Source organism: Pseudomonas sp. FeS53a (assembly GCF_000931385.1).
Lineage (GTDB): Bacteria > Pseudomonadota > Gammaproteobacteria > Pseudomonadales > Pseudomonadaceae > Metapseudomonas > Metapseudomonas otitidis.
Genome location: NZ_JYFT01000010.1, coordinates 21,026 through 35,009, shown reverse-complemented (window position 1 = coordinate 35,009; position 13,984 = coordinate 21,026). Strand labels below are relative to the sequence as shown.

Here is a 13,984-nt window from a genome sequence, read left to right as displayed (position 1 = left end):
AGGTGGAGCCGGAGCCCGAGCCGTTGCCGAAGCTGGCCGAAGCGCCCAAGCCGACCATCGCCATCGCGCCGAAGCCCAAACCCAAGCCGAAACCGCCGAAGCCCAAGCCCCCGGAGCCCAAGCCCGAGCAGAAGCCCCAGGAGCAGGAGTCGCCCAAGGAGCAGGTGGCCGCGCCCACGCCGCCGGCACCGCCCAGCGACGCCAAGCCCGCCGCCCAGCAGGAGAGCATGGCCAGCGCCATGACCCAGGCCCGCGAGACCTGGCAGAGCAAGCTGCTGGCGCACCTGGCCAAGTACAAGCGCTACCCCGAGGACGCCCGCCGTCGCAACATCGAAGGGGTCAACCGCCTGAGCTTCACGGTGGACGCCGAAGGCAAGGTCCTGGCCTACACCCTCACCGGCAAGTCCGGCAGCGCCTCGCTGGACCGCGCCACCCTGGAAATGATCCGCCGCGCCCAGCCGCTGCCCCCGCCGCCGCCGGAGATCCTGGTCAACGGCGCGCGGGAAGTAACGGCCCCCTTCGTCTACTCCCTGCGCAAGGATCGCCGCTGAGCGACCGCCGCCCCGCCCGGGGCGGCACAGCGGTTGGTTCCATTGACTGCAGCCGCTATGCTTGCGCCTCTTCAATGGAAAATCGCTATGACCCTCACCGAACTGCGCTACATCGTCACCCTCGCCCAGGAACAGCATTTCGGGCGTGCCGCCGAACGTTGCCACGTGAGCCAGCCGACCCTCTCCGTCGGGGTGAAGAAGCTCGAGGACGAACTGGGCGTACTGATCTTCGAGCGCAGCAAGAGCGCCGTGCGCCTGACGCCGGTCGGTGAGGGCATCGTCACCCAGGCCCAGAAGGTCCTCGAACAGGCCCAGGGCATCCGCGAGCTGGCCCAGGCCGGCAAGAACCAGCTGGCCGCCCCGCTCAAACTCGGCGCCATCTACACCGTCGGCCCCTACCTGTTCCCGCACCTGATTCCCCAGCTGCACCGGGTCGCCCCGCAGATGCCGCTGTACATCGAAGAGAACTTCACCCACGTCCTGCGCGACAAGCTGCGCACCGGCGAGTTGGACGCGATCATCATCGCCCTGCCGTTCGCCGAGGCCGACGTGCTGACCAAGCCGCTCTACGACGAGCCCTTCTACGTGCTGCTGCCCGCCGACCACCCCTGGACGGCGAAGAAGACCATCGACAGCGAGCTGCTCAACGACAAGAGCCTGCTGCTGCTCGGCGAGGGCCACTGCTTCCGCGACCAGGTGCTGGAAGCCTGCCCGACCCTGCGCAAGGGCAGCGAGGAAACCGCCCGCCACACCACCGTGGAATCCAGCTCCCTGGAAACCATCCGCCACATGGTCGCCTCCGGCCTGGGCGTCTCGATCCTGCCGTTCTCCGCCGTCGACAGCCACCACTACGCCCCCGGCGTCATCGAGGTCCGCCCGCTGACCCCGCCGGTGCCGTTCCGCACCGTGGCCATCGCCTGGCGCGCCAGCTTCCCGCGCCCCCGCGCCATCGAAGTGCTGGCCGACTCCATCCGCCTCTGCTCGGTCGCCCGCCCCCAGGCTGAAGGCGAACCCAGCGCCACATGACCGAACTGGCACAGGTCCCGGTCACCGCGCTCAAGGGGGTGGGCGAGGCGCTGGCCGAAAAGCTCGCCCGAGTCGGCCTGGAGAACCTCCAGGACATCCTCTTCCACCTGCCGCTGCGCTACCAGGACCGCACCCGCGTGGTGCCCATCGGCGCCCTGCGCCCCGGCCAGGATGCCGTGATCGAAGGCCAGGTGACCGGCGCCGACGTGGTCATGGGCAAGCGCCGCAGCCTGCTGGTGCGCCTGCATGACGGCAGCGGCTCGCTGAGCCTGCGCTTCTACCACTTCAGCAACGCCCAGCGGGACGGCCTCAAGCGTGGCACCCAGCTGCGCTGCTACGGCGAGGTCCGCCCCGGTGCCTCCGGCCTGGAGATCTACCACCCCGAGTACCGCGCCCTGAACGGCGACGAGCCGCCGCCGGTGGAGCAGACCCTCACGCCCATCTACCCGACCACCGAAGGGCTGACCCAGCAACGCCTGCGCAACCTCAGCCAGCTCGCCCTGGCACGCCTCGGCCCCCACAGCCTGCCCGACTGGCTGCCGGACGAACTGGCCCGCGACTACCGCCTCGGCCCGCTGGACGAAGCCATCCGCTACCTGCACCGGCCGCCGCCGGATGCCGACCTCGAAGAGCTCGCCGAAGGCCGCCACTGGGCCCAGCACCGCCTCGCCTTCGAGGAACTGCTCACCCACCAGCTGTCCCTGCAACGCCTGCGCGAACAGCAACGGGCCCAGGCCGCACCGCAGTTGCCCCCGGCCAAGGACCTGCCCCGTCGCTACCTGGCCAACCTGGGCTTCCAGCCCACCGGTGCCCAGCAACGCGTCGCCGCCGAGATCGCCTACGACCTCGCCCAGCCCGAGCCCATGCTGCGCCTGGTGCAGGGCGACGTCGGCGCCGGCAAGACCGTGGTCGCCGCCCTGGCCGCCCTGCAGGCCCTGGAGGCCGGCTACCAGGTGGCGCTGATGGCCCCCACCGAGATCCTCGCCGAGCAGCACTACCTCAACTTCAGCAAATGGCTGGAACCGCTGGGCATCGAAGTCGCCTGGCTCGCCGGCAAGCTCAAGGGCAAGGCCCGTGCCGCCGCCCTCGAACGCATCGCTGCCGGCGCCCCGATGGTGGTCGGCACCCACGCCCTGTTCCAGGACGAAGTGACCTACCGCCGCCTGGCCCTGGTGATCATCGACGAACAGCACCGCTTCGGCGTGCAGCAGCGCCTGGCCCTGCGCCGCAAGGGCATCGACGGCCGCCTCAGCCCGCACCAGCTGATCATGACCGCCACCCCCATCCCGCGGACCCTGGCCATGAGCGCCTACGCCGACCTGGACACCTCCATCCTCGACGAACTGCCCCCCGGGCGGACGCCGGTGAACACCGTGCTGGTGGCCGACAACCGCCGCGAGGAAGTCATCGAACGCGTACGCGCCGCCTGCCATGAAGGGCGCCAGGCCTACTGGGTCTGCACCCTGATCGAGGAGTCCGAGGAGCTGACCTGCCAGGCCGCCGAGACCACCTACGAAGAACTCTCCCTGGCCCTCGGCGACCTGCGCGTCGGCCTGATCCACGGGCGCATGAAAGCCCCCGAGAAGGCCGCCGTGATGGACGCCTTCAAGCGCGGCGAACTGCAGCTGCTGGTGGCCACCACCGTGATCGAGGTGGGCGTCGACGTGCCCAACGCCAGCCTGATGATCATCGAGAACCCCGAGCGCCTCGGTCTGGCCCAGCTGCACCAGCTGCGCGGGCGCGTCGGTCGGGGCAGCGCCGCCAGCCACTGCGTGCTGCTCTACCACCCGCCGCTGTCCCAGCTGGGCCGCGAGCGCCTGGGCATCATGCGCGAGACCTGCGACGGCTTCGTCATCGCCGAGAAGGACCTGGAACTGCGCGGCCCCGGCGAGATGCTCGGCACCCGCCAGACCGGCCTGCTGCAGTTCAAGGTGGCCGACCTGATGCGCGATGCCGACCTGCTGCCGGCCGTGCGCGACGCCGCCCAGGCCCTGATGGAACGCTGGCCGCAGCATGTGAGTCCGTTGTTGGAGCGCTGGCTGAGACACGGCCAGCAATACGGGCAAGTGTGATCCAGCGCACAGTGCGCCGGTCGCCTGACCCATCAGTCCTGATGGCTGCTCGTTATACTCCGGGCAGTCGCTTTGAAGCCGGATAACGCCATGACCGAAGTCGCATTCGCCCCGGACCAGGAACCCCACGCACCCGACGTGATCCTGCAACTGCTGGACAAGCTGGGCATCGCCAGCCAGGTCCGCGCCGACACGCCCGACCTGCCGGCCGAGCGCCGGGTCCAGGCGGTGCTGCTGGAGGATGCCGTCGGCGCCCTGCTGGTGCTCTACCCGCGCAGCCAACTGCTGGACCTGAACCGCCTCGCCGAGCTCACCGGCCGCAAGCTGGTCACCATCAAGCCCGAGCGCTTCGAGCGCATGCTCGGCAAGCACGACCTGAACACCCTGCCGGCCCTGCCGCCGCTGACCAGCTCGCCGTGCCTGTACGACGAGCGCCTGCTGCAGGAGCCCTCGCTGCTGATCGACTCCGGGCACACCGGCCTGGTGCTGGAGATCCCCACCGAGCAGTACCGCCAGTTGCTCAGCAAGGCCAGCGCCGCCCGCTTCGGCGAGCCGCTGGAGGGCATCCGCCTGAACCTCGACCGCCCGGACGACGACCGCGCCGAGATCAGCCAGGCCGTCCAGGCCTTCACCGCCCGACGCATCCAGCAGCGCCTCGAGGAAACCATCGAGATCCCGCCGCTGCCGGAAACCGCGCAGAAGATCATCAAGCTGCGGGTCGACCCCAATGCCACCGTCGACGACATCACCGGCGTGGTGGAGACCGACCCGGCCCTGGCCGCCCAGGTGGTGAGCTGGGCCGCCTCGCCGTACTACGCCGCGCCGGGCAAGATCCGCTCGGTGGAGGACGCCATCGTCCGCGTGCTGGGCTTCGACCTGGTGATCAACCTGGCCCTCGGCCTGGCCCTGGGCAAGACCCTGAGCCTGCCCAAGGACCAGCCCCAGCAGGCCACGCCCTACTGGCAGCAGGCGGTCTACACCGCCGCCGTGATCGAAGGCCTGACCCGCGCCATCCCCCGCGCCCAGCGTCCGGAGGCCGGCCTCACCTACCTCGGCGGCCTGCTGCACAACTTCGGCTACCTGGTCCTGGCCCACGTCTTCCCGCCGCACTTCTCGCTGATCTGCCGGCACCTGGAAGTGAACCCGCACCTGCCCCACAGCTACATCGAGCAGCACCTGCTGGGCATCACCCGCGAGCAGATCGGCAGCTGGCTGATGCGCTTCTGGGACATGCCCGAGGAGCTCTCCGCCGCCCTGCGCTTCCAGCACGACCCGAACTACGACGGCGCCAACCACGCCTACCCCAACCTGGTCACCCTGGCCGTCGGCCTGCTGCGCCAGCGGGGCATCGGCATGGGCCCGCAGATCGCCCTGCCGGACGAGCTGTTCGAGCGCCTGGGCCTGTCCCGGGAGAAGGCCGACGACGCCGTGAACAAGGTGCTCGAAGCCGAAGCCGCGCTGCGCGAGCTGGCCTCCCAGTTCAACCACTGAGTCATGCGCGTCACGAAAAAGGGCCCCTCGGGGCCCTTTTTGTTGCGCGCGAAGCCGCCGGCTACTTGAGCAGCGCCCGGCGCTTGGCGAAGACCCCGGGCAGGGCCTCCAGGCTCGCATCCAGCAGGCGCTTCACGGCCGGCCGCTCGTAGAGTTCGGCATAGGCCTGGACCTGCTCGCTGGGCATCTGCCGGTAGGCATAGAGCATGAAGGACTCCACCGCCTGGGCACTGCTGGCGTGGATGCCCTCAGCCTGCTGGGCGGTCTGCTGGGCCAGGGCAGGCTCGCTGATGCGCTCGCCCCGCTGGCGCAGGCTGAGCAGCGCCAGGGTCTTGCCCACCTCGTAGCGCAGCAGGGCTGCCAGGTCGGTGGTGCGGGCCGCGCGGTCCAGGCGGTGCACCAGCTCCACGCGGTCGGCACGGGGCGGCTTGTCGGCCAGTTGCTTGCGGTAGTCCACCAGCCCGTCGTCCACCTCGCGCTCGGCGGCTGTGAAGCGCCGGGCCAGCTCGCTGTCCAGCGCCTGCTCGACCTCGGCCAGCTGCGCCACCTCCAGCCGAGGGGCCACGGCCGCCGCCAGGTCGGCGCACACCGCCTCGGCGGCAAAGGCGCTGGCCAACTGCTTCTGATAAGACTCGGGGGCACCCCGCTGCAACAGCGTGCCGCTCTGCTCGCAGAGCAGGCGCACGCCGGCCAGCTCGAAGGCACGGTCCAGCTGGGCGGGGGCAGGGGGTTTGGGGGCTGCGAAGGCAGCGGCGCTGGCGAGCAGCAGGGGCAGGGCGATCAGGACTCGCATGGGCAGGCTTCCATCAGGACGACGCGGGCGCGCGCCTCGCGGAACGCGCCTGTTCAGCCTAGCGAAACGCCTGGAGGCTCACCAGCGGAGGGGCTCAGGCCGCCTGCTTGTCGGCGGGCTTCTTCTTCGGCACCAGGTGCTTGGTCAGGCCCTGGAACCACAGCACCAGCGCCGGGTTGCCCTGGATCTGGATGTCCTTGTTCTGGATGCCCTGCATGAAGGCCAGCTGCTTGTTCTTGGCGTTCATGGTGGCGAACCCGTAGGCACCATCCTTGAAGCCGATGGCGAAGGCCGGCGAAGCCGCCACGCCGCGCTTGCTGGTGACGCGCTGGTCCTTGACCACGAAATGACGGGCCACCTTGCCATCGAGGGTGTGCAGCTGGAACACCAGGTCCTTGCCGGCCAGTTGCTCGCGGAAGGCGGCATTGTCACGGCTGGCCTTGGCCATCATGCGGCCCAGGCCCCAGAGCAGGAGTCGGAATTTCATCGGCGAGCGCCTCGGTCGGAAGGGGAACGGGCGCGCATTGTAGCGGTTTGCGAGCGGGACTACAGCCCAGCCTGGAGATGGGTTGAAACGCTCCCGGGGCCGGCTGGGGGCCCCGGGAACACTGTCCTTAGTTGATCGAGTCCCTGAGGGATTTGCCCGGCTTGAAGGCCACGGTGTTGCTGGCCTTGATCTTGACCGGTTGGCCGGTCTGCGGGTTCTTGCCGGTGCGAGCACCACGGTGGCGCTGCACGAAGGTGCCGAAACCGACCAGGGTCACGCTGTCCTTGCGGTGCAGCGCGTTGGTGATTTCTTCGAGAACGGCGTTGAGAACACGATTGGCCTGATCCTTGGTGAGATCGGCCTTCTCGGCGATGGCGGCGGCGAGTTCCGGTTTACGCATAGATGCCTCTGTGACGGTTTGTTGTTTTTGTGTCCGTGCTGTTCATCCAGAACAGCGCCCAAGGCGCCGCAACAGCTCTGCGCTGCGGCAGACCTCGGGGAGGATGGCATGCCACAAAGGCCTGCGCCAGTGTTGTCCGACAGTTTTGACCTACAAGCCGAGGGCGGATCCGACAGAAGGCCGGCCGTTCATGCCAAGACCGGCGGCAGTTCACGGTTCAGGGCGAGCTTCTCCTGCACCGCCGCGCCGGTGAGCGCATAGCCCAGCAGGCGCCCGGAGGCATCGCGGCAGAGCGCCTTGATGTCCGCGCCGGCCCCTTCCACCGTCCATTCGCCGTCCAGGCCACGGGGCGGCGGCGAGACCACCAGCGGGCAGGCCGGGGTCTTCACCGTCACCGGCATCGGCCCGTAGCTGACCGCCGTCGGCGTGCCGGCCAGGGTCTGCGCCAGAGCCCGGGCGCTGGCCATCAGCGGCATCACGTAGAGCAGGTTGATGCCGTCCACTTCCGCGCAATCCCCCAGCGCGTAGATGTTCGCGTGGGAGGTGCGCAGCTCGCGGTCCACCACCACACCGCGGTTCACGTCCAGGCCCGCCGCCGCAGCCAGGGCGGTGCGCGGACGCAGGCCCACGGCGGAGACCACCAGGTCGCAGCTGAGGTGGGTGCCGTCGGAGAGGTGCGCCTCCAGCGCCTCGCCGGCGTGGTTCAGGCTGGCCAGCACCGGCCCCAGGTGGAAGCGTGCGCCGATGGCCTCCAGCCCCGCCTGCACGGCGCCGGCCGCCGCCGGGTGGAGCAGGCCGGGCATGACCTGCTCGCAGGGGGCGACGACCTCCACCTCGTAGCCGCCCAGGGTCAGGTCGTTGGCGAACTCGCAGCCGATCAGCCCGGCGCCGAGGATCAGCACCCGGCGCTTGCCGGCGGCTGCCGCGCGGAAGCGCGCATAGTCTTCCAGGTCATTGATGGGGAACACCGCATCCCCCGCATCGCCCTCCACCGGCACGCGGATCACCTCGGCGCCCCAGGCCAGCACCAGGTCGCGGTAGGCCACGGCTTCCTCGCCGATCCAGATCTGCCGGTGCCCCGGGTCGATGCCGGTGATGCGGGTGTGGGTGCGGATCTCCGCCTTCAGCTGCTCGGCCATGGCGCCGGCCTCGGCCATCGCCAGGCCGTCGGCGTCCTTGTTCTTGCCGAAACCGGTGGACAGCATCGGCTTGGAATAGGAGCGGCCGTCGTCGGCACTGATCAGCAACAGCGGCGTCTCGCCGTCCAGCTTGCGAAACTCCTTGGCCAGGTTGTAGCCGGCCAGGCCGGTCCCGACGATCACCACAGGTGCACTCATCACTCACTCCTAGGACGAAAAACGACGCGACGGCCCGCAGGCCGTCGCTCAGAAAACCACCAGGACTCAGCGGATCTCGATCATCTCGAAGTCCACCTTGCCCACCCCGCAATCAGGGCAGACCCAATCCGCCGGGACGTCCTCCCAGCGCGTACCGGGGGCGATGCCCTCCTCGGGCAGCCCCAGGGCCTCGTCATAAATGAAGCCGCACACCACGCATTGCCACTTGCGCACACGCACCTCCACCCCAGCGGGAACGATCGGCCGAACCTACTCCAAACCGCCCGCGCTCGCCAAGCAGGCAGCCGCGCGCCCCGACGGAGGTTGGGGCGTGACCAGGGGTATCAGGAGCGGGGAGGGAGAGAAACAGGGCCCCACGCAGAACGCGGGGGCCCGGGAGGATCAGCCGATCTCGATCATCTCGAAGTCCAGCTTGCCCACGCCGCAATCCGGGCACAGCCAGTCGGCCGGCACGTCTTCCCAGCGGGTACCGGGGGCGATGCCGTCGTCCGGCCAGCCCTGGGCTTCGTCATAGATCAGTCCGCAGACCACGCATTGCCATTTCTTCATATCTGCCTCGGGAAACTCACGGTTGCGCGCGCAACCTAACCCAATCGCCGGGCAGCGCCAAGACGCCCGCCGACCACCGCCCTGCGACAACCGGGCCCGTCCGGAGCGCGCCGGGCTGCGTGCTACACTCCCGCGCCGCCCAAGCCCCCGCAGGTCCACCGTGTCGAACGCCGTCCTCGTCCACCCGCCCCGCTGGCTCAGCGCCCAGCAGCTGCACCCCGCGCCCGCTGCCGAGGTGCGCGACTGGCTGTTCGACCAGGGTTCGCTGACCCGCCGCCTCACCGCACAGGCCCAGGGCGCCTTCAGCGTCACCCCGCTCCACGAAGCCTGGCAGGTCCTGCGCAGCGACGAATGCCAGGCCCTCGGCGTGCCCGACGGCAGCCAGGGCTGGGTGCGCGAGGTGTACCTGCGTGGCCATGGCGAACCCTGGGTCTTCGCCCGCAGCGTCGCCGCCCGCAAGGCCCTGGAAGGCTCCGGCCTGGCCCTGGCCAACCTCGGCGGCCGCTCCCTCGGCGAGCTGCTGTTCAGCGACCGCGCCTTCGCCCGCGGCGCCATCGAAGTCACCCGCTACCCGGCGTCGCTGCTGCCGGCCGAGGTGCGCGAGGAACGCCTCTGGGGCCGCCGCTCCTGCTTCCGCCGCGACGGGCTGGGCGTGCTGGTGGCCGAGGTATTCCTCCCCACGCTGTGGCGGCAGGCCGGAATCGAGGCCGTATAATCCGCCGCACGTCCAGCGGAGGCCCCCGATGTACATCCAGTTCCTGCGATCGCTCAACCGCCTGCACCCGCGTGCCTGGGACTTCGTCCAGCTCGCCCGGCTCGACCGTCCCATCGGCGTCTACCTGCTGCTCTGGCCCACCCTCTGGGCCGTGTGGATCGCCGCCGACGGCCACCCCAGCCTGAAGAACGTGCTGGTCTTCGTCCTCGGCGTCGCCGTCATGCGCGCCGCCGGCTGCGCCATCAACGACTATGCCGACCGCAACTTCGACGGCCACGTCGCCCGCACCCACGCCCGCCCCCTGGCCACCGGCGCCATCCGCCCGAAGGAAGCCCTGGTGTTCTTCGCCGTGCTGCTGGCCATCGCCTTCGGCCTGGTGCTGCTGACCAACGCCACCACCGTCTGGCTGTCCTTCGGCGCCGTGGCCCTGGCCGCCTGCTACCCCTTCATGAAGCGCTACACCTTCTACCCCCAGGTAGTGCTGGGCGCCGCCTACTCCTGGGGCATCCCCATGGCCTTCACCGCCGCCACCGGCGAACTGCCGGCCACCGCCTGGCTGATCTACATCGCCAATCTGCTGTGGACCGTGGCCTACGACACCTACTACGCCATGACCGACCGCGAGGACGACCTGAAGATCGGCATCAAGTCCACCGCCATCCTCTTCGGCGACGCCGACCGGGTGATCATCGCCACCCTCCAGGGCCTCGCCCTGCTGTGCCTGCTGCTGGCCGGCAGCCGCTTCGAACTGGGCCTGTACTTCCACCTCGGCCTGCTCGGTGCCCTGGCCTGCTTCGCCTGGGAATTCCACAGCACCCGCGACCGCGACCCGCAGGCCTGCTTCAAGGCCTTCCTGCACAACCACTGGGCGGGCCTGGCGATCTTCATCGGCGTGGTGGCCGACTACGCCCTGCGCTGAGCACGCGCCCGGCACGGCCGTCGTCTCCGCCACGGCCGTGTCATATCACTGCAATAATTCCGTTATCTAATGCGCGCAAACCCTCAGAACCAGCGACCCGAGGCGGATACATGGTTGGCAAGAACATCCTGATCGTCGACGACGAAGCACCGATCCGCGAAATGATCGCGGTGGCCCTGGAAATGGCCGGCTACGAGTGCCTGGAGGCGGAGAACACCCAGCAGGCCCACGCCAGCATCATCGACCGCAAGCCCGACCTGATCCTGCTGGACTGGATGCTCCCCGGCACCTCCGGCATCGAACTGGCCCGGCGCCTGAAGCGCGACGACCTGACCAGCGACATCCCGATCATCATGCTCACCGCCAAGGGTGAGGAGGACAACAAGATCCAGGGCCTGGAAGTCGGCGCCGACGACTACATCACCAAGCCCTTCTCGCCCCGCGAGCTGGTGGCCCGCCTCAAGGCCGTGCTGCGCCGCGCCGGCCCCACCGACAGCGAAGCCCCCATCGAGATCGGCGGCCTGCTGCTGGACCCCATCAGCCACCGCGTCACCATCGACGGCAAGCCGGCCGAGATGGGCCCCACCGAATACCGCCTGCTGCAGTTCTTCATGACCCACCAGGAGCGCGCCTACACCCGCGGCCAGCTGCTGGACCAGGTCTGGGGCGGCAACGTCTACGTCGAGGAACGCACCGTGGACGTGCACATCCGCCGCCTGCGCAAGGCCCTGGGCGACGCCTACGAGAACCTGGTGCAGACGGTGCGCGGCACCGGCTATCGTTTCTCCACCAAGGGCTAGAGCCCCCGCCGTACAAGGACGCGACCGTTGAACCAGGACTGGCGCCGTGCCGTAATCCGCCGTTTGATCCTCCTGCTCGGTGCCTGCCTCCTCGCCGGCTTCATCTCCGGTGAATACGGCTGGGCCCTGGCCATCGGCCTGGGCGCCTACCTCGGCTGGACCCTCAGCCAGCTGCTGCGCCTGCACAAATGGCTCAAGGAGCACAAACCCGACGAGCCGCCGCCGGACGGCTACGGCCTGTGGGGCGAAGTGTTCGACAGCATCTACCACCTGCAACGCCGCGACCAGCGCGTGCGCGGGCGCCTGCAGGCGGTGATCGACCGCGTGCAGGAGTCCACCGCCGCCCTCAAGGACGCCGTGGTGATGCTCGACAGCGAAGGCAACCTCGACTGGTGGAACCGCGCCGCCGAAAACCTGCTGGGCCTCAAGACCCCCCAGGACAGCGGCCAGCCGGTCACCAACCTGGTGCGCCACCCGCGCTTCAAGGAGTACTTCGAGCAGGAGAACTACCGCGAAGCCCTCGAACTGCCCTCACCGGTCAACGACCGCCTGCGCCTGCAGTTCCACATCACCCAGTACGGCAACCGCGAGCACCTGATGCTGGTGCGCGACATCACCCGGCTCCACCAGCTGGAGCAGATGCGCAAGGACTTCGTCGCCAACGTCTCCCACGAGCTGCGCACCCCGCTGACGGTGATCGCCGGCTACCTGGAGACCCTGCTGGACAACGTCGACGACGTGAACCCGCGCTGGGGCCGCGCCCTGCAACAGATGCACCAGCAGGCCGGGCGCATGCAGAACCTGCTCAACGACCTGCTGCTGCTGGCCAAGCTGGAAGCCACCGACTACCCCTCCGATAACCAGCCGGTGGAGGTCGAGGCCCTGCTGCAGAGCATCCGCCACGACGCCCTCGCCCTGTCCGGCAGCCGCCAGCACCGCATCGAACTGGAGGCCGACGCCGGCGTGCGCCTGCGCGGCAGCGAGGCCGAACTGCGCAGCGCCTTCTCCAACCTGGTGTTCAACGCCGTGAAGTACACCCCCGACGGCGGCGACATCCGCATCCGCTGGTGGGGCGACGAACTGGGCGCGCACCTGGCCGTGCAGGACTCCGGCATCGGCATCGAAGCCAAGCACCTGCCGCGCCTGACCGAGCGCTTCTACCGGGTCGACTCCAGCCGCGCCAGCAACACCGGCGGCACCGGCCTGGGCCTGGCCATCGTCAAGCACGTGCTGATCCGCCACCGCGCCCGCCTGGACATCAGCTCCGTGCTCAACCACGGCAGCACCTTCACCTGCCATTTCCCCCCCGCGCAGGTGGCCGGCGAGCGCTGAGACAGGCATCACGGCGTGCCCCGGGCCCCATGCTCCCGGGGCCTTCCGCCCGCTTGCAAACTCAAGGCCCAGCCTTCACCCTTAGCCGATCATTCGCCAGCCCTGACCCCTAATGGACCCTTCCACAAGCTCCACCTTCTCCAGCTATTTCGCCGATTTCGGCCTCGTCCTGTTCGCCCTCTTCCTCGTGCTGCTCAACGGCTTCTTCGTCGCCGCCGAGTTCGCCATGGTCAAGCTGCGCGCCACCCGCGTGGAATCCATCGCCGACCAGCACGGCTGGCGCGGCGGCATCCTGCGCACCGTGCACAACCAGCTGGACGCCTACCTCTCCGCCTGCCAGCTGGGCATCACCCTGGCCTCCCTCGGCCTCGGCTGGGTCGGCGAGCCGGCCTTCGCCCACCTGCTCGGCCCGCTGCTCAGCGCCGTCGGCGTGGAGTCGGAGAAACTGCTCCACGGCATCTCCTTCTTCGCCGCCTTCTTCGTCATTTCCTACCTGCACATCGTGGTCGGCGAGCTGGCACCCAAGTCCTGGGCCATCCGCAAGCCCGAGCTGCTGTCGCTGTGGACGGCGGTGCCGCTGTACCTCTTCTACTGGCTCATGTACCCGGCCATCTGGCTGCTCAACGCCAGCGCCAACACCATCCTGCGCATCGCCGGCCAGGGCGAGCCCGGCCCGCACCACGAGCACCACTACAGCCGTGACGAGCTCAAGCTGATCCTCCACTCCAGCCGCGCCCGCGACCCCAGCGACCAGGACATGCGCGTGCTCGCCTCCGCCGTCGAGATGGGCGAGCTGGAAGTGGTGGACTGGGCCAACTCCCGGGAAGACCTGATCTACCTGGAGCACGACGCCCCGCTGTCCGACATCCTCGGCGTCATCCGCCGCCACAAGTACAGCCGCTACCCGGTCTACGACGACCGCAAGGGCGAGTTCATCGGCATCCTGCACATCAAGGACCTGCTCCTGGCCCTGTCCGCCCTGGACAGCCTGCCCGAGTCCTTCGACCTCGCCGAACTCACCCGCCCGGTGGAGCGCGTCAGCAAGCACATGCCGCTGCCGCGCCTGCTGGAGCAGTTCCGCCAGGGCGGCGCGCACTTCGCCCTGGTCGAAGAGGCCGACGGCAAGGTGGTCGGCTTCCTGACCATGGAAGACGTGCTCGAAGTGCTGGTCGGCGACATTCAGGACGAACACCGCAAGACCGAGCGCGGCGTGCTCGCCTACCAGCCCGGCAAGCTGCTGGTGCGCGGCGACACCCCGCTGTTCAAGGTCGAGCGCCTGCTCGGCATCGACCTCGACCATGTCGAGGCCGACACCCTCGCCGGGCTGATCTACGACAGCCTCAACCGGGTTCCCGAAGAGGAAGAAGTGCTGGAGACCGAAGGCCTGCGCATCATCGTCAAGAAGATGAAGGGCCCGAAGATCGTCCTCGCCAAGGTCCTGCGGATCGACTGATCCACCGCGTCATGACAACGGGGCCCACGGGCCCCGTT

General features: G+C 69.2%; 15 protein-coding genes. 9 read left to right on the top strand and 6 right to left on the bottom strand.

The window, feature by feature from the left end; genetic code table 11:
- From SZ55_RS03670 to SZ55_RS03655, 4 genes are all read left to right on the top strand, one after another.
- On the top strand, positions 1–551 hold a 551-nt coding region (locus SZ55_RS03670), incomplete at its 5' end, for an energy transducer TonB (RefSeq protein ID WP_044401495.1).
- Positions 552–638: 87 nt separating this feature from the next.
- On the top strand, positions 639–1,577 hold the full coding sequence (locus SZ55_RS03665; protein WP_044401492.1) for a hydrogen peroxide-inducible genes activator: 939 nt from the start codon (positions 639–641) through the stop codon (positions 1,575–1,577).
- A complete protein-coding gene (gene recG, locus SZ55_RS03660; RefSeq protein WP_044401489.1) occupies positions 1,574–3,649 on the top strand; it encodes an ATP-dependent DNA helicase RecG in 2,076 nt (691 codons plus the stop codon). Before SZ55_RS03665 ends, recG begins: the two co-directional genes overlap by 4 nt.
- 90 nt (positions 3,650–3,739) lie before the next feature.
- Positions 3,740–5,140 carry an aminoacyl-tRNA deacylase and HDOD domain-containing protein gene (locus tag SZ55_RS03655; RefSeq protein WP_044401486.1) on the top strand — a complete coding sequence of 467 codons (1,401 nt, stop codon included), beginning with the start codon at positions 3,740–3,742 and terminating at the stop codon, positions 5,138–5,140.
- Between the two features lie 61 nt (positions 5,141–5,201).
- Here SZ55_RS03655 and SZ55_RS03650 read toward each other — a convergent pair whose 3' ends face one another.
- The 6 genes from SZ55_RS03650 to SZ55_RS03625 form a co-directional block, all read right to left on the bottom strand.
- The gene (locus SZ55_RS03650; protein WP_044401483.1) at positions 5,202–5,933 is read right to left on the bottom strand and encodes a hypothetical protein; all 732 of its coding nucleotides are present in this window, start codon (positions 5,931–5,933) and stop codon (positions 5,202–5,204) included.
- 94 nt (positions 5,934–6,027) lie between these two features.
- Complete coding sequence (locus SZ55_RS03645; RefSeq protein WP_044401480.1) at positions 6,028–6,420, bottom strand: hypothetical protein; 393 nt, start codon at positions 6,418–6,420, stop codon at positions 6,028–6,030.
- A gap of 127 nt (positions 6,421–6,547) precedes the next feature.
- Positions 6,548–6,820, bottom strand: a complete 273-nt coding sequence (locus tag SZ55_RS03640; RefSeq protein WP_044401477.1) for an HU family DNA-binding protein — start codon at positions 6,818–6,820, stop codon at positions 6,548–6,550.
- 188 nt (positions 6,821–7,008) lie between these two features.
- Complete coding sequence (locus tag SZ55_RS03635; protein ID WP_044401474.1) at positions 7,009–8,157, bottom strand: NAD(P)/FAD-dependent oxidoreductase; 1,149 nt, start codon at positions 8,155–8,157, stop codon at positions 7,009–7,011.
- Positions 8,158–8,223: 66 nt separating this feature from the next.
- A complete protein-coding gene (locus SZ55_RS03630) occupies positions 8,224–8,391 on the bottom strand; it encodes a rubredoxin (RefSeq protein WP_044401471.1) in 168 nt (55 codons plus the stop codon).
- Positions 8,392–8,559: 168 nt separating this feature from the next.
- Positions 8,560–8,727 carry a rubredoxin gene (locus SZ55_RS03625; RefSeq protein ID WP_044401468.1) on the bottom strand — a complete coding sequence of 56 codons (168 nt, stop codon included), beginning with the start codon at positions 8,725–8,727 and terminating at the stop codon, positions 8,560–8,562.
- Positions 8,728–8,887: 160 nt separating this feature from the next.
- On the opposite strand from SZ55_RS03625, the gene SZ55_RS03620 reads away from it, so the two are divergent.
- The 5 genes from SZ55_RS03620 (at position 8,888) to SZ55_RS03600 (ending at position 13,946) form a co-directional block, all read left to right on the top strand.
- Positions 8,888–9,442, top strand: a complete 555-nt coding sequence (locus tag SZ55_RS03620; RefSeq protein WP_044401466.1) for a chorismate--pyruvate lyase family protein — start codon at positions 8,888–8,890, stop codon at positions 9,440–9,442.
- Between the two features lie 28 nt (positions 9,443–9,470).
- On the top strand, positions 9,471–10,361 hold the full coding sequence (ubiA, locus tag SZ55_RS03615) for a 4-hydroxybenzoate octaprenyltransferase (RefSeq protein WP_044401463.1): 891 nt from the start codon (positions 9,471–9,473) through the stop codon (positions 10,359–10,361).
- Between the two features lie 110 nt (positions 10,362–10,471).
- Positions 10,472–11,161, top strand: a complete 690-nt coding sequence (gene phoB / locus SZ55_RS03610) for a phosphate regulon transcriptional regulator PhoB (protein WP_044401460.1) — start codon at positions 10,472–10,474, stop codon at positions 11,159–11,161.
- A gap of 27 nt (positions 11,162–11,188) precedes the next feature.
- The gene (gene phoR / locus SZ55_RS03605) at positions 11,189–12,493 is read left to right on the top strand and encodes a phosphate regulon sensor histidine kinase PhoR (RefSeq protein ID WP_044401457.1); all 1,305 of its coding nucleotides are present in this window, start codon (positions 11,189–11,191) and stop codon (positions 12,491–12,493) included.
- 112 nt (positions 12,494–12,605) lie between these two features.
- Positions 12,606–13,946 carry a hemolysin family protein gene (locus SZ55_RS03600; protein WP_044401454.1) on the top strand — a complete coding sequence of 447 codons (1,341 nt, stop codon included), beginning with the start codon at positions 12,606–12,608 and terminating at the stop codon, positions 13,944–13,946.
- Positions 13,947–13,984: the final 38 nt, after the last annotated feature.